The 18,577-nt window shown below is 30.5% G+C and carries 18 protein-coding genes and 1 other RNA gene; 1 reads left to right on the plus strand and 18 read right to left on the minus strand.

The features are described from left to right. Window positions 1–9: 9 nt before the first annotated feature. The 18 genes from BLT84_RS08950 to ssrA form a co-directional block, all read right to left on the minus strand. Window positions 10–861 (minus strand): IS3 family transposase, encoded by an 852-nt coding sequence (locus BLT84_RS08950; protein ID WP_051931220.1) that lies wholly within the window; start codon window positions 859–861, stop codon window positions 10–12. Beyond that, window positions 861–1,232, minus strand: a complete 372-nt coding sequence (locus tag BLT84_RS08955; RefSeq protein ID WP_034890511.1) for a transposase — start codon at window positions 1,230–1,232, stop codon at window positions 861–863. Before BLT84_RS08955 ends, BLT84_RS08950 begins: the two co-directional genes overlap by 1 nt. A 185-nt stretch (window positions 1,233–1,417) precedes the next feature. Continuing rightward, a complete protein-coding gene (locus BLT84_RS08960) occupies window positions 1,418–2,026 on the minus strand; it encodes a hypothetical protein (protein ID WP_034890519.1) in 609 nt (202 codons plus the stop codon). Window positions 2,027–2,194: 168 nt separating this feature from the next. Further along, the gene (locus BLT84_RS08965; protein WP_034890521.1) at window positions 2,195–2,710 is read right to left on the minus strand and encodes a hypothetical protein; all 516 of its coding nucleotides are present in this window, start codon (window positions 2,708–2,710) and stop codon (window positions 2,195–2,197) included. Between the two features lie 503 nt (window positions 2,711–3,213). After that, window positions 3,214–3,810 (minus strand): hypothetical protein, encoded by a 597-nt coding sequence (locus BLT84_RS08970; protein WP_156100688.1) that lies wholly within the window; start codon window positions 3,808–3,810, stop codon window positions 3,214–3,216. Between the two features lie 185 nt (window positions 3,811–3,995). Beyond that, the gene (locus BLT84_RS08975) at window positions 3,996–4,790 is read right to left on the minus strand and encodes a cation transporter (protein ID WP_091264724.1); all 795 of its coding nucleotides are present in this window, start codon (window positions 4,788–4,790) and stop codon (window positions 3,996–3,998) included. 241 nt (window positions 4,791–5,031) lie between these two features. Then, entirely contained in the window at window positions 5,032–5,718 is a 687-nt protein-coding gene (locus BLT84_RS08980) for a DUF6624 domain-containing protein (protein WP_051931221.1), read from the minus strand. A 161-nt stretch (window positions 5,719–5,879) separates the two neighbouring features. Further along, on the minus strand, window positions 5,880–6,440 hold the full coding sequence (locus tag BLT84_RS08985) for a DUF2004 domain-containing protein (protein WP_034890570.1): 561 nt from the start codon (window positions 6,438–6,440) through the stop codon (window positions 5,880–5,882). Between the two features lie 164 nt (window positions 6,441–6,604). Continuing rightward, entirely contained in the window at window positions 6,605–8,839 is a 2,235-nt protein-coding gene (locus BLT84_RS08990) for a hypothetical protein (RefSeq protein WP_034890575.1), read from the minus strand. A gap of 169 nt (window positions 8,840–9,008) precedes the next feature. Beyond that, window positions 9,009–10,118, minus strand: coding sequence for a hypothetical protein (locus BLT84_RS08995; protein ID WP_156100689.1), 1,110 nt, complete (start codon window positions 10,116–10,118; stop codon window positions 9,009–9,011). 187 nt (window positions 10,119–10,305) lie between these two features. Continuing rightward, window positions 10,306–10,731: a hypothetical protein gene (locus BLT84_RS09000; protein WP_156100690.1), complete on the minus strand. Its 426-nt coding sequence runs from the start codon at window positions 10,729–10,731 to the stop codon at window positions 10,306–10,308. Between the two features lie 78 nt (window positions 10,732–10,809). Beyond that, window positions 10,810–11,292 carry a hypothetical protein gene (locus tag BLT84_RS09005; RefSeq protein ID WP_157717923.1) on the minus strand — a complete coding sequence of 161 codons (483 nt, stop codon included), beginning with the start codon at window positions 11,290–11,292 and terminating at the stop codon, window positions 10,810–10,812. A 190-nt stretch (window positions 11,293–11,482) separates the two neighbouring features. Then, entirely contained in the window at window positions 11,483–12,067 is a 585-nt protein-coding gene (locus tag BLT84_RS09010) for a hypothetical protein (protein WP_034890588.1), read from the minus strand. A 149-nt stretch (window positions 12,068–12,216) separates the two neighbouring features. Next, window positions 12,217–12,870 carry a hypothetical protein gene (locus tag BLT84_RS09015; RefSeq protein WP_091264731.1) on the minus strand — a complete coding sequence of 218 codons (654 nt, stop codon included), beginning with the start codon at window positions 12,868–12,870 and terminating at the stop codon, window positions 12,217–12,219. A 208-nt stretch (window positions 12,871–13,078) separates the two neighbouring features. Continuing rightward, entirely contained in the window at window positions 13,079–13,753 is a 675-nt protein-coding gene (locus BLT84_RS09020; protein ID WP_091264734.1) for an AbiV family abortive infection protein, read from the minus strand. Between the two features lie 586 nt (window positions 13,754–14,339). Next, entirely contained in the window at window positions 14,340–15,620 is a 1,281-nt protein-coding gene (locus BLT84_RS09025) for an AbiH family protein (RefSeq protein ID WP_091264737.1), read from the minus strand. A gap of 169 nt (window positions 15,621–15,789) precedes the next feature. Further along, window positions 15,790–16,515, minus strand: a complete 726-nt coding sequence (locus tag BLT84_RS09030) for a hypothetical protein (protein WP_091264740.1) — start codon at window positions 16,513–16,515, stop codon at window positions 15,790–15,792. Window positions 16,516–16,777: 262 nt separating this feature from the next. Continuing rightward, window positions 16,778–17,179: a transfer-messenger RNA gene (gene ssrA / locus BLT84_RS09035) on the minus strand. A gap of 187 nt (window positions 17,180–17,366) precedes the next feature. On the opposite strand from ssrA, the gene BLT84_RS09040 reads away from it, so the two are divergent. After that, on the plus strand, window positions 17,367–18,572 hold the full coding sequence (locus tag BLT84_RS09040) for an NAD(P)-dependent oxidoreductase (RefSeq protein ID WP_091264742.1): 1,206 nt from the start codon (window positions 17,367–17,369) through the stop codon (window positions 18,570–18,572). The last annotated feature ends 5 nt before the right edge of the window (window positions 18,573–18,577 follow it).

Below are 18,577 nucleotides of genomic sequence, written 5' to 3' on the forward strand. Positions count from 1 at the left end.
AAATTGATTTTACGCTGTTAATTTATATACCATATTTGGAGTTTGATAGTCTAAAGATAAATGTAATCTAATTGCATTATATAATTTAATGGCACTTTTTGCTGCTCTTTTCGCGTGTTCCTTGTTTGTGAAGACCTGATCGAGATAGAATTCATCTTTCAGGATCCCATTTACGCGTTCTGCCATTGCATTTTCGTAACAGTGATTTTCTTCAGTCATACTGATAGCTATCTTTTTTCTTTTAAGGATTTGAGTATACACATTGCTGCAATATTGTATCCCTCTGTCTGAATGGTGTATGAGCCCTTTGATGTCTTTGGCTTGGTAAATCGCTTTATTAAGTGCTCTCACGCATCCTTTAAGTTCTAGGCTATCACTAAGGTCATAACCCACAATCTTTCTGGAATGCATATCTGTAATGAGTGCTAGGTAACAAAATCCTTTTAGAGTTCTGATATACGTAATGTCCGATACCCAAACTTGATTAGATCGGTTTACTTTTAGATCTTTTATAATGTTATTGTACTTATAAAACCTGTGATACGAATTGGTTGTTCTGGCACTGTACTTTTTTCTTAATGTCAACATTTTATGTTCTCTAAGAACATTGAACAGGGTGTCTCTACCCACTTTCAGGTGTTGTTTTTCAAAATCCTGTCCTAGGGATTTCATAAGCTTTCTCACGCCTTCTCTAGGAAGGGATTTACGTCGTCTTTTAACGATGGTAATTATATGTTGTTCAACCTTTTTTCGCTTATCAGCTCTGCATTTATACTTATAATAAGCATCTCGCTTTAGTTCAAAACAATCACATATTTTGGTTAACGAAGCAAATCCCTTAGCTTTTTCCTTTGCTATGATTAAGGCTTGATATTTAGTTTTTTTTTAAGTTCCAAGACACTTTTGTAGCCTAGTTTTTGAGCAGCTACTTCCAAGTATGCATCATCGACAAGTTGATCCATATCCTTTTTAAGGAGTAGTTTTTTAAGCTGTTCAATCTCTTTTTGGAGTGCTTTGATCCGTGTTATTTCATCCTTTGTTTCTATCATAACCCTTGTGTTCATTAGGTCTTTACGTTCATACTTTCTGATCCATTCATTGATGGTGGAAGGAGCAATCCCATAGAGTTTGCCTAGTTCATACTTTGTGTATTTCCCAGTACTAAGTTCTGATAAAATTTTTAATTTGAATGGTTCACTGTAACGTCTGGTTACTCTGTCATTTTTATACATAACTGTTTAGAATTATGTAGCCTTTATTCAGGACGAGTCAATATTGCTGGCAACGGTCTCGGTTAACACAAGTTGCGGGAGTAGGGACGCGAACTTGTCGGTTTTGTTCTTTTCTTTCTTAGGATACTAAATTACACTTTTTCGATAAAACCCGTTATTTGTGATAACCGTTGTTGTACACAGTTTTAGTGTTCCTCAATTTCTATTATAAAGTTACCTACAAGGGTTGATTTTATATTTACGGGAATTGCTCCAAATGATGTCACAATAAACTTAAACACATTTTCAGAGAGTTTTTCATTGTCGGAGAATAATAAAAATTCCATAGTAGTATTCTCAGTTAATCCATTAGATTTTAAACTCCAAACTTTGTTTAAAGTCAAAGGTCCTTTTTCATAGTTAAAATAAGTAGAATCTAATTCCAGATTAATTCTACTATTTACATTCCCTGTAGCAATTTTAGGAATAAATATATATTTTTTAAGACCTGCACAATTACATAAACTACTTACTTTTATTTTATATTTTTTGTCGGCTTTTAGATCAAAAGTAAAATTTTTATAATTGGATTTAATTGAGTCATTATAATACAAAATGGAATCATCCAGAGAAAGCTTATCTTTAAAATCGGCATTTACTTTAATTTCTTTTGCAATTGAATTATTTGCTTCAAATAAGTCTACTGAATTTTTGCTCTTTATCTGTTCATATCCTTCATTAGGATTTATTTTTCTTGAACAAGAAGTAAAGATTAAAATAATAGATATAAAATAAAAGTAAAATTTTCGGGTCATATTCTAAAATTGTGTACAACGGTCTTGGTTAAGGCAAGTGGCGTGGAGTAGGGACGCGAACTTGTCGGCTTTGTTGTTTTTTACTTGGTCTCTAAAATAACACTTTTCATCGGAATGCCCGCTATTTGCGCTTAACCGATGTTGCCCACAGTATTTAAAACCAGAATTTTAATAATCATCAATATTCTCTTCAAATTTGGTTATATGATGAATCATTCGGGTTTCACCTTTTTCATTGTATTCCTGCAAAAAGATAATATCATCAATAACTCCCTTAATAACATTCACATATTTCGTTTTAGGCTTGTAATAAATCTCAGCCGTCATTGCTGTATCTAACACATATGACTGAATATGGTTTTTATTTATTTGTGACCAATCATCTTCTTTTATACTTTTTTCCAAATCTTCTAGGTTAATATTTTCAAAAGTATAGTACAGAAAAGTATACCTCTTATCTTTTTCTGAAAGTTTAAGAGTGTCCAATGAGGAATTGTAAATTAATTCTATTTTTAATGAATCCTCGGGTATCGAAGATCTATTATAAACTAACAAAATTTTATCGTTTGTTATTTTTGCTTCCTCTTTTTTTAGATCAGATCTACCGTTTCCTTTTTCCTGTTCCTTGCACGAGAAAATGAAAAAAATAAACAGTAATGGATATATATAACAATAAGGTTTCATTACATCAAAGTTGGTTCCTGGTTAGTTAAACAGTTTATACTTTAGTTTGACTAGAATCTTTGTTCATATTGTGGGCAACGGCCGCGCATAACACAAGTTGGCGGAGTAGGGGATGCGAACTTGTCGGCGTAGACCTGATTTGTTGGTCAAGATAATTATTTTCTTTCTAACGGTGCCGCTTATTTGAGTTATGCGCTGTTGTGTGTAGTTTTTTAGTCAAAACTATATTCTTTAGAAAGGACTAAACAAATTTCTCCTTTGTACTATAAATATGATATGGTTTAATAAGAAAAAATGTTATCTCATGATTTTAACAGATTTTTTGATAAAGTGGTGTGATCCAAATAGTATGATTATACCAATTCCTACTAAAATGGCAAGTGAAGAGTAGTTGATTACATAATAAGTGTCACTTAGATTTATAGTTAAAAATTTTTCTTTGAAAATTATGCCTAAAATTATAGTTGATATTAATGCAATTGCGAAATAAAATTTTTTCATGGTTAGTATTTTAAATTGTTCGAAAAAAATGCGTTGTATAATGTGAAATTTCCAAAATCAAAATCTTGAAAACTTATATCTTCTAAAATATAGTTGTCCCAACTCAAATTAAATGGTTTTAATCCGAAATTTACTTTTATGTATTCCGATAAATTTGTAACCAAATCCTTTGATTTTTGTGAATATTGATTTTCTGTAATAATTTTTGGAGGAGATTCAAAAATTCTATTATCGGAATCAAGGTTTACTTCTGTTAGAAATAGTGTAAAATATGGGATTAATTTACTCAATTGAAGTTTATATCGTAAGAGGTTATTCTCAACAATGATGTCTAACCAATAGCATTCAGCTCGATCTAGCCAATTATCCAATGAAACCTTTTGAAATTTATATTCATTAAATTTTACAGAAATTTCATTTTCTAATTTCTCCAGATTTTCTTTTCTAGAAGAACTATTTATTGAAGCTTTTAGATTTATAAATTCTTGAGTTTTAATATAATCATCTGTTTTCTTCGTTGCCGATAAATTTGATGGATAATATAAATATACGATCTGTTTTAAAATTAAAATTTCATATGTATCCAATGATTTTTTCACAATGCTCTGTTTCAAATTTAATAGTAAATTTTACATAAAAATTACACACAACGGTCTCGGTTAACACAAGTTGCGGGAGTAGGGACGCGAACTTGTCGGTTTAGTTGTTTTCTTGTTAGGATACTAAATTAGACTTTTTCGATAAAACCCGTTATTTGTGATAACCGTTGTTGTTGCCAGTGCGGTTACTTGCCTATTTTTAAAATTCTTATAGCACCTTGAACTACTAGAATAAAAACAATTGTTCCAATAATTAAGTCAGGCTTACTTGAATTCAACCATTTAACAAGTATAGCAGCAATTATAACTCCTACATTTATTATTACATCATTTGAAGTGAAAATCATACTTGCTTGCATATGAGCTTCTTGTTTGCTTTTAGATTTTTGCAGTAGAAATAAACAAATTCCATTCGCACTTAAAGCAAAAATTGAAACGATAATCATTGTTTGAAAGTTAGGAAGAGTTTCACTTCCAAAAAACCTTCTAAGCACTTCTGCAAATCCAATTAATGCAAGTAAGATTTGAAAATAACCAGCTAAATTTGCAATTTTTTTCTTTTTTACAACAGAACCACCGACAGCGAAAATACTTATTCCATAAACAAAAGAATCGGCTAGCATATCTAAACTATCGGCAACTAATCCCATAGATTTAGAAATTATACCGGTTGTCATTTCCAATATAAAAAAGATGAAATTTATAGCTAGTACATACCAAAGTAATTTTTTCTGTTGAGCATTTGTTTCAAATTCTGTTTGGTCGGTTTCTTCCGTCTTAATTTTTTTGGTTCCTAATTTTAGTCCGTCTAATGATTCTTCTATAGATTGAATTTCACCTTCGTGAAATACTGTTAATTTTCTATTCGGAATATCGAAATCAAGATTTTTAATACTAGAGATTTCATCTAATTTCATCCTTATCAGATTTTCTTCTGAAGGACAATCCATTTTTGAAATTTCGAAAACTGACTTATTCATTGAGGTATAAATTTATCTAAAGATAAATATTGGTTTTAAAATTTGGGATTTTCGTTTTTAGAAATTTGGTTTTTAAGCTGAATGTTCAATGTCCGCATTGGCTACAACGGTCTCGGTTAACACAAGTTGCGGGAGTAGGGACACGGACTTGTCGGTTTAAATATTTTCTTACTTAGGATACTAAATTAAACTTTCTCGACAAAACCCGTTATTTGTGATAACCGTTGTTGCCTGCAGGCATTTAGTCAGTTTTATATAATGTTGGTTTTGTTATTCCATTTTTCAAATAAATTTTTTTATTCATCTCAAAATTCATTTCCGACATTCTGTTCAAATAGTCTTCTAATGGTTCAAGTCCAATAGCTTTTCTTCTTTCATTCACGTTTAAACTGTCTTTTAGATTTTTTGGGTATGCTTGAGATATTTTGAAGTTATAAGCGACTTGAGTACCATAAATTTGTTTTTTTCCAGTATTAAGATTTGACCTATCTGTTAAAAGAGCATAATTGGAAGCTGTGTCATTTCCTTTTTCTACCTCAATTTTCATTTGTTCTAAATATTCTTTTTGAAATTCAGGGTCGTGATCGGAATGCTGCACAATTATAAATGCAATATTAGAACCTTGATTACCTACTAAACTGTAACCTGGATATCCATTTTTTTCGATTATTTCAACAATCAATCTTTGGTGAGATTTATAAATACTGTCCTTAAATAAATTCCACTTTTCTTGAGAATAATCAGAATAATTTTCAGGTGGAAAAGCGTTACTCGCTGCTAATTGATCAATTTCTATTACTCTATTTAGTTCTTGAATTAAATCATTATTTAATTCAGTTCTTTCAACTCCTTGATTAGATGCAATCTTTTGTTCTTTACATCCAACAAAAAGAAAAACGAATAATGATATTCTAAAAAAATGTTTCATTTAAGTGCTTTTTTTGCTTGCTGGCAACGTTTAGTATATGAAAAGTAGGCGGTTTGGAAGCACGAAACTTTCGGCTAAGCACAAACTTTGATAAGAGCCAAAAGCCTTGAATTTACTACTGTTTCGCCTATTTTTTATATACATTGTTAGCTGTAGTCTTTTCAACTTTCCCACGTTATATAGTCTAAAGTTCCATCTTGATTAATATTCAAAACTAAAAGCTGATTGCAAGGTTCTCCATCAATGTCAATCGAATAGTCAAATGTTGCGAAATAAGAAGCTTGTGGATAAATTCCAACTCTTATTAAGTTCAGTTCTTCCATTAAAAGACTATTCCTCGATTTTTTTCGATTTTTCAAGTCAATTATTCCACCTAATTCACTTTCATCAAGTTCGTCAAGGTAGAAATTCAGATAGTCCGATGTCATACTCACGTCTTGCTCAAAGTCCGATTTTATGTAATTCCGATTTTGGTGGTCAAATTCAGGTATCTTTTTTACGAATTCCATAATTTGATTTAATTCAGCTTGATTTGTCGAATCGGTTTCAAAGTTTAAATCCAAGTTCAATTTCCGCTCTCCATAATTTATTGTCCAATCGTAATAATCCTCCAACTTCTCAATGTTAACTTTTGAAAAATTTGGTTTCTCTAAAATTAGGACTTCTGCTTTTTTATTTTCAGATTCTTCTTTATTTTTTTTGAAAAAGTCAAATATTCCCATTTGCGTTTTTTTGGTCAGATTACAGCTAACGGTCTCGGTTAACACAAGTTGCGGGAGTAGGGACGTGGACTTGTCGGTTTAAGTATTTTCTTACTTAGGATACTAAATTACACTTTTTCGATAAAACCCGTTATTTGTGATAACCGTTGTTAGCGGCTGGCATTTTATAATGGTATTACATCCTCAATGTTATCGACAATACCTCTTTCGTTAAACGGACTTGTTAGAGCTAGCATAATTATCTTCCTTTCCTTTCTCCATTTTATTAGAAAAATAAATGAGATTACTATTAACACTTTTAATTCTTCATCATCACTTGTTAAATATTCTTCTTTCAAATCCTCATTTTTAGGCAGGTTTATATCAATTACGTTTGAATAGATTTTATATTCTTCATTTAGAAGATTTAAATTAAATTTCTCTATTTCGGTTTTTGATAAATCTTTTGATTCAAACTTTGGTAAATCTTTTTTATCTAAAATGAAAAAGTTGTCATTAAGATGATGGTTGCTTGAGGGTATTTCGATAAAAATTTTCTTGTATTTGGAATTATCGATTAATTGTTTGGATTCATAACTTGGTCTGATTGCTACGATGATCTTATTATCCAACTTTTTAAGTAATCTGTCTAAACCTTCTATTAATTGGTTTCTTTCTAAAACAAAGCGATTAGTCTTAGCTACCAAAAAGGCATTAGGGAGAAATTTTTGGATCTTATATCTTGCAATACTCTCTGCATAAATAGTATCAAAATTAATATTAGGAATATCATTATCAGTAAATGATGATTTGGTTGAAACGATTAATTCCCCATTTATTGAAGAAACCATACTATCATCTACATCTTTAAAATTTTCTTCATTCCCGATTACATTATACTTTTTAAATGCAGAAGTAATAATTTCTTTTGTAGAATCATAAAATGTTGTAATCTTTTCTTGTGATAAACCAGCACCTAACTTGGTAAGATCAATTTTTTCCTTGATCTTTTGATCTAAATTATCAAAGGTTTCCAGAATTTCTTCTTCACTCTTAATTTTAAAATCTAAGTCTTTTAACAACTCTTTATTTCCTAAAACTTGTTCTATACAACTTCTAAAATATGGTAGTCTATCATTATATGAATAAAGAGTCTGTAAATCATCGGTTAAATTGTGAAAAATTCTAAAATTTTGATAGACGTAAATTTTTTGTTGAGTAAACTGTCTTATAAATAGTAAGGAAATATAGAGGCAAATGTTATTGCTAATGTCATTGCTAATTCCCAAGTTATCTATTTCTGGAAAGGAATATTTAAACTCTAATGGTTCATCCATAGTTCTAAACTCATTACTGAAATGTTCAAACCAGGAGAAGATTTCATCCATTGTCTGAGGTAGAAGCGGATAACTTGGAGGTTGTGATTGAGAGAATGATAGTATGTATTGCAATGCGTGGTATTCCTTCTGATAAAATAATAATCCACCCAAAGCATAGTTAAATTCCAAAAATTGTTTACGTTCTATATTGACTTTATCAATTTCTTTCTGATTAGCTATCTCTCCATTCTCATATTCTGGTATCAAGGCTGAAAGACTATAATTGAAATTTTGAGAAGCTCTGCTCCAGTAATTCGAAATTAATTTTTTATGATTACTAGATATAACTAAATTTCTCCATAACCATCTATAAGTTTCGTTTGATAATTTACTGAATTTGAAATTTTCGCCTATCAACCAAATCCCAGATGATGCACGATGTTCTAAGACCTTTAACTTTAGGTTCTCATTATGAATAGATGTTGCAATTATTTCATTATTAACGAAATAAAGATCTATCGGATAAATCGGACCTTCTTCAGGATCGAAGTTTTCTCGATAGCGATAAAATAAGGAAGAATAGAAATTTACTAATGATTCTTGCAAATGGAAATCCTGATGTTTTATTGCATAAATAGCGAACTCATTAATAGATTTTAATAGGTAAGTCTTATGTTGGTTATCTTGTTGTTGATTGTTATACTCTGATATTAAGTATTTCAACAATTCTGATGCCTTACCCTGAAACAGCATAATTCTATTTAACCAATAAAGGAATGTTCCTGTCAGTATCAGAGTCAAAAAGAAAACTATTAGATCAGCAGAGTTATCAATTATAATATTACCTGTAAAATAAGGTATTGTTGGAATCCAAAAAATTTGGAAAATAAAACTTAAAAGTGTAATTATTAAAATTATTTGGAAGAATGAAAAACCCCTATACACTTTATTATTTGGAAATTCTGCATCAAAAATATTGGTAAGATATTCTGAATAATATTTTGATCCAATATTTGAAATTTTATCAATTAAAATAGGATATGCAATTCCTAATATAGCTATATCAATTGCTATACATATTTCGATTAAATAGTTTATCATTTGTATTCGAATTTCGATAATGCTTGCCGCTAACGGTCTTGGTTAAGGCAAGTAGCGTGGGGTATGGACACGTTCTTGTCGGTTTTGTTGGTTTTTACTTGGTGTCTAAAATAATACTTTTCACTATATTGCCCGCTATTTGCGCTTAACCGATGTTAGCTATCGTTATTTACTCAAATTCTAATTTTAAGTTCTCTCTTATATATTCATTTAAGTCAGATTTTGCAATTCCTAAGCAATTTTCGAGAGCAGCATAAAATTCCTCATTTGATGTACCACTGTTCATCATTTCTTTAATCATTTTCCATCCACCTTTTTCGTAAATTTTCTTAATAAGAAAACTTCCTAGCGCGTAATGATAATCTGTATATTGATCGAAATTCACATAATCAGTTAAATTATTTAAATTGACATTGGGATTCTTCTTTAGATAATTATAAATCTTTTCTTGGTGCCATTTTAAACTTTTGCCTCTACTTGAATTGCTAAGGTATGTTGCAAGTCCCTCAGTGATCCAGTAATTTTTATTTGGATAATGTTGATCTATTTGAACATGATAAATTTCATGCAAATAATCCTCGCCCAATCCGCTACCATATATTTTATCAAACGATGATTTTCCACTAGGCATATTAGCACCGCCCATTCCTATATAGTAATCTATACCTTTTAAATTCTGTATTTCATCATAATCATCAGCCATATAATATTCAAAAGGAATAGGCTTTACATCAAATATTTTACTTATTTCATGAATAAAATCATTTGCTATCTCCGCTTTATCCATGTTGAATTCGTGATACTTGGGAAAGTAGTAATCAATAAGCCCAACTTTCTTATAATTCCATTTTTTTCTGTTCTCTATAAGTGCATTATATAGTTTATAACTACCGTTTTCAGGTTTGGCATAATAGTTCACAATTGCTAAGACATAAGGGGTTCCGTTTTCTTGACAAAAAGAATATTGTGCTTTCAATTGGTATATATCATTATTTGATTTCACACTCAAAACATGTATAGGAAAATCCATATATAAAGAAGGTTTGAACTCACTTTCTAAAAAGTCATAGTGTTCATAATTTCTTTGATCTTCTTCATTCCAAAATTGATTGAATCCTAGTTTGTTGGGTTCAGATTTGATGTAGTTCTCAATTAATCTAATTACTTCCTGTGTTTTTACATTGGAAGAATCTACAAGATGATTATAGGTGACATTTTGAGAAATCAATGTAATATTATAGAACATTACAATAATTATCAAAAATCTTGTTTTATTCATAGAATTTAAGGTTTGCTTAATAATGATAGCTAACGGTCTTGGTTAAGGCAAGTAGCGTGGAGTAGGGATGCGTCCTTGTCGGCTTAGTTGTTTTGTTACTTGGTGTCTAAACTATCACTTTTCATTGGAATGCCCGCTATTTGCGCTTAACCGATGTTGTTGCAAGTTTTGTAAACTAAAATTTGTTTTAAAAGTTTTTTTGAACTTCTAAAATTAAATATGCTTGACTGAGTGCTGTTGCCATTCCTGGTCCGCTTTCCTCGAAATCAACCATAGTTTTTCCATCTTTTTTATAAACTTTGTTGATCTTTATTTCACTACAGCAGTAATTAAAAAATTCACCGATTACGATTATCAAATCGTTACTGGTAAAATCAAAATTCAAATTTTTCAATTTTTCTGCTTGGTTTGGATTCACTCTTTCTATTTCTGGAATAAAATCGTTCCAATCATTTTCATTTTCAAATACTAAAAACTGTTTACGAATTTTATTTTCTTCGTCATAGCTTAAAGTACTTTCATCAATTATTTTATATGAAATTTGATCTGTTATTTCTTTAGAACACCCAATAAATAGTAATATTGAACAAACAATAAGTATAATATTTTTCATTTTCTTCTTTATTAAGTTAGATAGCATGTTAGAATTCGGTTACTATAGTCAATGGTATTGCAAGTTTAGTTTCTCCGATTATTTTAGAATAACTCTTTTATAAGGAATTAGAGCACAGTTTTGTAATTCACCGCAACCTAATAGTAGTTCATTATTTTCAAAGTAAAAACTACGACTATGTTCAATATCTGATTTTATTAAGATTAGGTTTTCTAAAGGAACACTCTCAAAATAATTTTCTTCATTAGAAGCCCAGCTGTTATATTTTAATCTAATCATATTATTGTCAACATTGTAGGTTCCGATTTCTTTAGAAAAATATCCAAGTTTTTCTTGATTATTTTTATCGATTATGAACAACAACGAAGTATAAGTATTATTGGAAGAAAAATTAATTTGGGAAACTATTAAATAATCTCCTTCGTTAAGTCCTTCAATTTCTGCTGCCACAGGTTCATATGATCGCTCCCAAGTTCCTAACAGTCTTGGACTGGAATTATCATCCTTACTACATCCTAATACAAATAAGAATAAGATTGTAATCCATAATACATTTTTCATAATTATATCATTTGTTATTAATATAATAGATATTTTGATAACGAAAGGTTGCTTCAAAATTTGCTACAACGGTTACGGTTATCGCAAGTTGCGGGAGTAGGGACGCGGACTTGTCGGCTTAACCAATTTACTTCTTGGTTTCTAAAATTACACTTTTTCGATAAAACCCGTTATTTGCGATGAACCGATGTTACCTATCGTTTTTTATCTCTTTTCTAATGTATAGATCTTTAATTTTTTCATTTATCGTAGTATCATTTCTTATAAATTGCGAATATGATGTACACGAATGAACACATGCTAACATGAACCTTTTCCCATTTTCTTGAAAGAATAGTAATGCGTCATCATAATCCACCTTGACACTTTCTATTGTAGGATTTGTTGATTCATAAATATACTTATAAGTTAATACTTGAATTTTCTCTATAGGAGAAGAAGGAGCGAATGAAATTGAAGAATTCATATTTTGAAAAACATACTGGTCAAATTTGTTTTTTAGTTCATTCTCATTTCTTTTTATTGCAAACTCCATCCTAAAAAAATCAACATCATCTTCCTCATCGAATATACTCCTGAATTTAAAAGTCTTAAGTTGTTTAGAACCTATTATATTTTCTGATAAGTAAGGCATATAGAAATAACTAGATTCCATTATTTTATCCTCCGTAGAAATATTTAAACTCGGCGCACTAATTATATAAACATCTTTTTTCAATAACTCTTCTAAAACTTTAATTTGTTTTTCGGTAATATGTATTTTATGTGTCTTCATAAAAATGATAGGTAACGGTCTCGGTTAACACAAGTTGCGGGAGTAGGGATGCGAACTTGTCGGCTTAGGTTTTAATTGTTGGTTAATTTAATTATTTTCTTTGAGAAGCTACCCGTTATTTGTGATAACCGTTGTTGGCAGCTGTTTTTTTAACTTATCCAAGTTCTGAAATCTTCGATTATCTTCCATTTACCATTAATTTTTCTCAAATAAAAAGCTCTTCCATTTCCGCAAAGATGTCCACATCGATAATCTAATTCGATATATGCCGTTTGTTTATCTAAAGAAAAAATTGGTATTGACATTTCATAAAAATCGTAATCTTCACCATTTTTTATTTTTTTTAGTTCCTTTTGAAAAGTCGTCGTGTTTAATCTTTCTGTAATTTTTCTTTCAATTTTGATTCTTTTAGGATTAGAATTTTGAGATAATATGAAGGAAGAATCTTTCTTAGAAAAAAGTATTTCGTCACTTATATGGTCATATAAAATAGTTGTTATGTAACGATTTCCAGGTGCTGCTGGAGGAATTACACCTTGATTATCTTCAATAGGAACATCTATTGTTATTTTTTTTAGTTCACTACAGAGTTTAGTAGTGTTTAAATTGTCTTTTGAAACATTCAAATGTTCCTTATAAATTATAACCTCAATAATTTCGCTGATATCATTATTTAGATCTTTTTCAATATTGAATTCTATTTTATCATATCTAGTTTTATTTGGTTCGAGAAGCCTTTTATTAGTAGAGCAAGAAGCCAAGATCAATATCAGAATCACAAATGTTATGGGAAAATTTTTCATTTTCTATTATTGTTGAATGATTGCCATTCATTTTAAAACTTTGTTCTTTGCAGTATATCTCTGAAATTGCTGCCAACTGTCTCGGTTAACACAAGTTGCGGGAGTAGGGACGCGGACTTGTCGGCTTAGTTGTTTGTTTCTTGATGACTAAAATATAACTTTTACTTGAATACCCGCTATTTGGGCTTAACCGATGTTGTGTGTAGTTTTATTTAACGAAATTTTTCATATCATTAGTTCTACCTTTTTCAATAATACCCTTTTCCTCTGCCTCTTCATAACAGTTTAAAATTGCTAATTTCATTTCTTCAAGATTTGCTTTTTTCCAGACTGGGCGCATATGTTTAATCCATAATTCTAAACCTTTCTCGCTGTCAATTCCAAGTTTATCATTTCGTATTAAGGATTTCGCAGATTCAAGAATTTCAGTTGCTAAATCTTTATCAATAACCTTTTCTGGAAAACTCCATACACCCTTTGAGTAAATGTCCGTATACAAGGAAAGTTGTTTGATATTTTCTAAATCTTTCGTATGAGTCATGTTAGATCCAAACAAGGTTCTATAATCTTCCATTTTTCTTGCTCCTGAGTCAAAAAGATCTTGAAATATCCACATAGTATTTTTAGATGTGTGCTTTCTGTAATTTTGCCATTCTTTATTTAATACTTTCAGGTCATCTTCAAGTAGAATACCTCTCAAAATATTTGTTTTCCCTTGTTCTTCTATTGCAAGAATCGATAAAGTAACACTTCTTTGATACCTTTCGTTTTCAAATAGTAACTTAGAATCTTGAAGTAGATTAAATGCATTCTCTTTCGCAAGTCTTATTCCTTCTGAAGCTAATTTTGGAGTAAGTTTTCCTTTAAATTGATATCCTCTCATATAAAATTACATACAACGTATGCGTATATGAATAGTTGCGGAGTTAAAATACTATATTATTCAGCTTTACTGAATTTTAAATTTATACAATAATTTTGGTTTCATCTCAATACCGCTATTATTTATATACGCCGTTAGGTGCAGTTACATCCAGAGGGTAGAGTGAGTAACGTAGTTAGGGGCATCTTTCCTTAGTCTGAGTTTTTTGAACCGTTAGAACTTGCTCATATCCATCGTTTAGGATATGCGTTGTTCTATAAGGGCATCCAAAAAAAATGAAACAATAAGTGGGGTTTTTACTTAGTTCATTTCTCCTTTATTTCTTTTAACTTGAAGCAAGCTTTAAACGTTGCCAAACGTTTTGAAAGTGAACTTTCAACGATGACAATCGAAAGCTTGAAGAAAATTTCACTAATCATTTCCAACTATTCTTTCTTTTTTGGATTCAAACTGCAACAAATGAAGAGGACCCTAATTGCACCTTAACGGTCTCGGTTAACACAAGTTGCGGGAGTAGGGACGCGAACCTGTCGGCTTAGTTTTTAATTGTTGGTTAATTTAATTATTTTCGTTGAAAAGCTACCCGTTATTTGTGATAACCGTTGTTGGCTGACAGGCATAATGGTTCACAAAACTTTTTGTTTACAACCTTATCTCTTAACACTGCCTTATTATTAAAGTTTCGCGTAATATTCATTGATAATTCACTGAAGTTATCTTGTCCATTTTGCTTCTTATAATAAAATGGTTTAATTGAAACACAGTTTTGATTCTCGAATAGGGTGTTTAATAATGTTCTGTCTGAGTTTCCACAAGAATGTCCAAAAATAAATATTTGGTATTGATCACTATTTATGAATTCTAATAGCTTTTTATAATTATCTGTTTCCAAATACTTAATAGATTTAATATGCTCTAAATATCTATTATCATTTAGATTTTCGATTGTTTTATAATTTTGGTCAATCTCATCTCCAAATCCAAAAATTATTGGATTATATTCTTTTTCATATACTGTGCCGTGTATATGAATTGAAATAGTGTTGAAATTATTGTCTAGGTTGTTAAAGTAAACTGTGTTGGGATTTATATAATGTTTATGTGACTTTGTATAATTAAAGTTTAAGAAGAGAATATTATCCGGAAATAATTTAAAATAGTTAGGAGCAGAATCACTCGTCAATAATTTTCTTATCATAAGATAGTCATCTTCCGAACCTAATTTATCAATCAATCTTCTTTCTACTTCACTCAATTTATTTCTTACAAATACATCTGGTTGGGCATTTTTAAAATTTTCTTTGGCTTTGTTTAATTCTAATTTTGCTTTTTCATTAATTGCTTTTTCGGTAAAATCTTTAAATTCAAATCTTGAATATATTTTAGATGTAATTTGTGCTCTACAGGATGAATTTTCGATTTTAGCATTATTTTCAATCTGTGTTATGTATTTGTTCAGATAATTTTTAATACGATCAAAATCCTGATTTAATTCTGAAATTTTGTAATTGTTATTTTGCTCCTTAAAACTTTCTACTAGTAACTGGTAATATTCATTTTCAATATCAACCCATTTTTCCGTATTATTTTTTACAGTTATAGCTTTCAAAAGATGGTTTTTCCATCTTAATGTTGTCCTTGCATTTTCAACGGAAATTCTTATTGTTTCAAATTGATTTTCTCCTTCAATGAAGGTCATTGGAATTTGATCAATAACAATATTTTCATTTTCAAATCTTGTTAGTTTTCTAGTTAATGATATCTCATTAAAAATGTTATCCCAATAAAAATTTAAAAAGTCGGAAAATGATGTTTTCAATCCATGAGCTAAATCGAACCCATTTCCGATCAATATTATTCTGTTCATTAAAACTATATTTTGTTTATGCTTGCAGCCAACGGTCTTGGTTAAGGCAAGTAGCGTGGAGTAGGGACGCGTTCTTGTCGGTTTTGTTGTTTGTTACTTGGTCTCTAAAATTACACTTTTCATTTGAATACCCGCTATTTGCGCTTAACCGATGTTGGGCACTGTTTTTTTAGTTAAATGCTTCAGTATTAATTTTATAATCGTCAAGAATTTTTTTTACGAATTTTAAATCTTTTTGATTTTTGTTTATAAAGTTAATAGCCATTTTAAATGAAACATTTTCAAAATCTTTTCTCAAATTCTGAATATAAACTGTCTTTATTTCATCGTCAAGATACTTTTGATTTTTTATCTCATTGTATAAAAAATTAAATCTCGAAATATAAATAGTTAGCTCATCAAAATCTGATTCAAGATCAGCTTCAATTTCTTGAACTGTCCAAAATTCATTGCTTTGACTTAATGCAGCTTCTTCTCTTGCTTCTTTTTCTTTACTTCTACTTTTATTCAGATTATTTAAATATTCTTGACACCTTAAAACAATATTATTATTGATATTTTGAATGTCTTTGGAATTAAAAACTAAGTTTCTTTCAAACTTCTCAAATAATGAATCTATATAATTGAAAGCGTGTTCTTTTCTGGTTATATCAATTTGGTTTTCGTACTGTTCCTTTTGAGTTAGTAAAGTTTCTCTATGTTGTTTTTCTTGCCGGAAAAATGTGGCAAAAAGAGCACCAATGGTAATAATGCTTAAGATTGGACTAATATCATTAAATTTTATTCTTGAAAAATCCTCTGGAAGTATACCTACTAAATACCAAGAAAGTATTAGTACTATTAAAATTAAGATTATTACAATTAATACTTTGATTATTATTTTAATCATTTTCATTTCTAATTAAAGATTTTTTAATAGTAATTTCTGCAAATTCATTAAATTCTAAAAAATTTTCATCTTAAAAATTGTGCCCAACTGGTTATATCCACAGCAATATACTTATTTATTCAAGAATGTTCCGGGATAAGCGCAGGTTTTGCTGTTTTTTAACCCATAAACATTAAATACAAAAATACTATTTAGAAAGAACAATTTGTCATCTATATTGTCACCTAAAAATAAAAAACCCAGTAAGCATAGTGCTTACCGGGTTATGTGGTGGAGTCGGAGGGTTTCGAACCCTCGTCCAAACAAGCAATTAACATAGCTTTCTACACGCTTATTTTTCACTTAATTGTCGATGCAAGACCGGCTGAAAACCACCAACCTTACACGTATTCTCATTTGAGCTTCAGAATTACATCAAGACCCTATAATTCCTATATTTACTTTATCGATACCTCTGGTGTGAACGCCGTAAATCAAGGCTTTCACGAGGCATCTCGGCTCCCTACCTTGTAGGGATGAAGATAATCCTACTGTAATTCGGATTATGCAGCCAAGGCGTAGTTATTCTCGCCGTTTAAAAAAGTGTGAAATATGAGATTTACGAGCTATATCCCAGCGCTCGACGTGCTTACTATCCAATTAGACTCGCTGTCAAATCCAAGTCGACCCCATAAAATAATGAACTTTTGTGCGTTCCTGCTTAAAAAAGCAGGCCGGGCTAATCGTTTCAATCCATTCAATTTTTTTTCAAAATAAAATGGGATTTTCACTGCTATCCCTAACGCGGCTGCAAAGATACAGATTTAAATTTATATCTTTACAGAAGACCTAGTTTAAAACAAAATCCATACCAAAATATGATAAAATTTGCCCTGATCAAAGAGCGTAAATCTCCACCGGATAGACGTGTGGTGTTTTCTCCAGAAAAACTAAAAGAAGTAGTTCAAAAATTTCCAGAGGCAAGTTTTAAGATTGAAGCCTCAGATATCAGAATATTTTCAGATCAGGAGTATAGAGATGCAGGATTTGAGGTGGTAGAAGATGTTTCAGATTGTGATGTAATGCTAGGGGTAAAAGAGGTTCCATTGCCATATCTAATTCCAGATAAGAAGTATTTCTTCTTTTCGCATACTATCAAAAAGCAGCATTATAATAGGGACCTTTTAAGAGAAGTGGTTTCAAAACATATCGAACTTTACGATCATGAAGTGGTTGTGAAAAAGAACGGACATAGACTTATTGGCTTTGGTCGCTACGCAGGATTGGTAGGAGCTTATAATTGTTTTAGAGCTTTGGGAGTCCAAAATAATTTATATATTCTACCAAAAGCTAAGGATCTACCAGATCTAAATGCCCTTTTGTCAGCTTTAGAAAAAACTAAAGTTCCTAATTTAAAATTCGTTCTTACAGGAAGTGGGAAAGTTGCACATGGCGCTAAAGAAATATTAGATCATCTAAAAATTAAGCAGGTAAGTACAGAGCATTATCTAAACGATAAGTTTATTGAGCCTGTGTATTGTCTAATAGATGTGCTGGATTACAATGCACATAAAGAGAATAAAAATACTACGAACTTGCATTTTTATAAAAACTCAGAAGAGTACAGATCAGATTTTATGAAATTCGCTAAAGTAAGTGATGTGTTTATTGCAGGTCATTTTTATGGTGATGGGGCACCAGTTTTCTTTGATAAGCAACAGGCCGCTTCTAAAGATTTCAATATTAAACTTATCGCAGATATATCTTGTGATATCAAGGAGCCCATAGCTAGTACTATAAGACCTTCTACTATTGCTGAACCTTTTTATGGATATGATCCTGAAAACGGAAAAGAGGTGGATTTTAAGGATAAGAATGCTATTATGGTAATGGCGGTAGATAATCTGCCTTGTGAATTGCCTCGAGATGCCAGTGAAGGTTTTGGTGAAATGTTTCTCGATAAGGTGATTCCATCTTTCTTTAACGGTGATAAGAATGGTATTTTGGAACGGGCAAGAATGACTCAGAATGGAAATTTAACAGAAAGATTTGAGTATCTACAGGATTTTCTGGATGGTAAATAGAACCT

This window comes from Gillisia sp. Hel1_33_143 (genome assembly GCF_900104765.1).
Lineage (GTDB): Bacteria > Bacteroidota > Bacteroidia > Flavobacteriales > Flavobacteriaceae > Gillisia.

Coding starts and splice junctions, on each gene's coding strand:
- BLT84_RS08955 (WP_034890511.1), bottom strand. CDS start 1,232: ATGTATAAAAATGACAGAGTAACCAGACGTTACAGTGAACCATTCAAA.
- BLT84_RS08960 (WP_034890519.1), bottom strand. CDS start 2,026: ATGACCCGAAAATTTTACTTTTATTTTATATCTATTATTTTAATCTTT.
- BLT84_RS08965 (WP_034890521.1), bottom strand. CDS start 2,710: ATGAAACCTTATTGTTATATATATCCATTACTGTTTATTTTTTTCATT.
- BLT84_RS08975 (WP_091264724.1), bottom strand. CDS start 4,790: ATGAATAAGTCAGTTTTCGAAATTTCAAAAATGGATTGTCCTTCAGAA.
- BLT84_RS08980 (WP_051931221.1), bottom strand. CDS start 5,718: ATGAAACATTTTTTTAGAATATCATTATTCGTTTTTCTTTTTGTTGGA.
- BLT84_RS08985 (WP_034890570.1), bottom strand. CDS start 6,440: ATGGGAATATTTGACTTTTTCAAAAAAAATAAAGAAGAATCTGAAAAT.
- BLT84_RS08990 (WP_034890575.1), bottom strand. CDS start 8,839: ATGATAAACTATTTAATCGAAATATGTATAGCAATTGATATAGCTATA.
- BLT84_RS08995 (WP_156100689.1), bottom strand. CDS start 10,118: ATGAATAAAACAAGATTTTTGATAATTATTGTAATGTTCTATAATATT.
- BLT84_RS09000 (WP_156100690.1), bottom strand. CDS start 10,731: ATGAAAAATATTATACTTATTGTTTGTTCAATATTACTATTTATTGGG.
- BLT84_RS09005 (WP_157717923.1), bottom strand. CDS start 11,292: ATGAAAAATGTATTATGGATTACAATCTTATTCTTATTTGTATTAGGA.
- BLT84_RS09010 (WP_034890588.1), bottom strand. CDS start 12,067: ATGAAGACACATAAAATACATATTACCGAAAAACAAATTAAAGTTTTA.
- BLT84_RS09015 (WP_091264731.1), bottom strand. CDS start 12,870: ATGAAAAATTTTCCCATAACATTTGTGATTCTGATATTGATCTTGGCT.
- BLT84_RS09020 (WP_091264734.1), bottom strand. CDS start 13,753: ATGAGAGGATATCAATTTAAAGGAAAACTTACTCCAAAATTAGCTTCA.
- BLT84_RS09025 (WP_091264737.1), bottom strand. CDS start 15,620: ATGAACAGAATAATATTGATCGGAAATGGGTTCGATTTAGCTCATGGA.
- BLT84_RS09030 (WP_091264740.1), bottom strand. CDS start 16,515: ATGAAAATGATTAAAATAATAATCAAAGTATTAATTGTAATAATCTTA.
- BLT84_RS09040 (WP_091264742.1), top strand. CDS start 17,367: ATGATAAAATTTGCCCTGATCAAAGAGCGTAAATCTCCACCGGATAGA.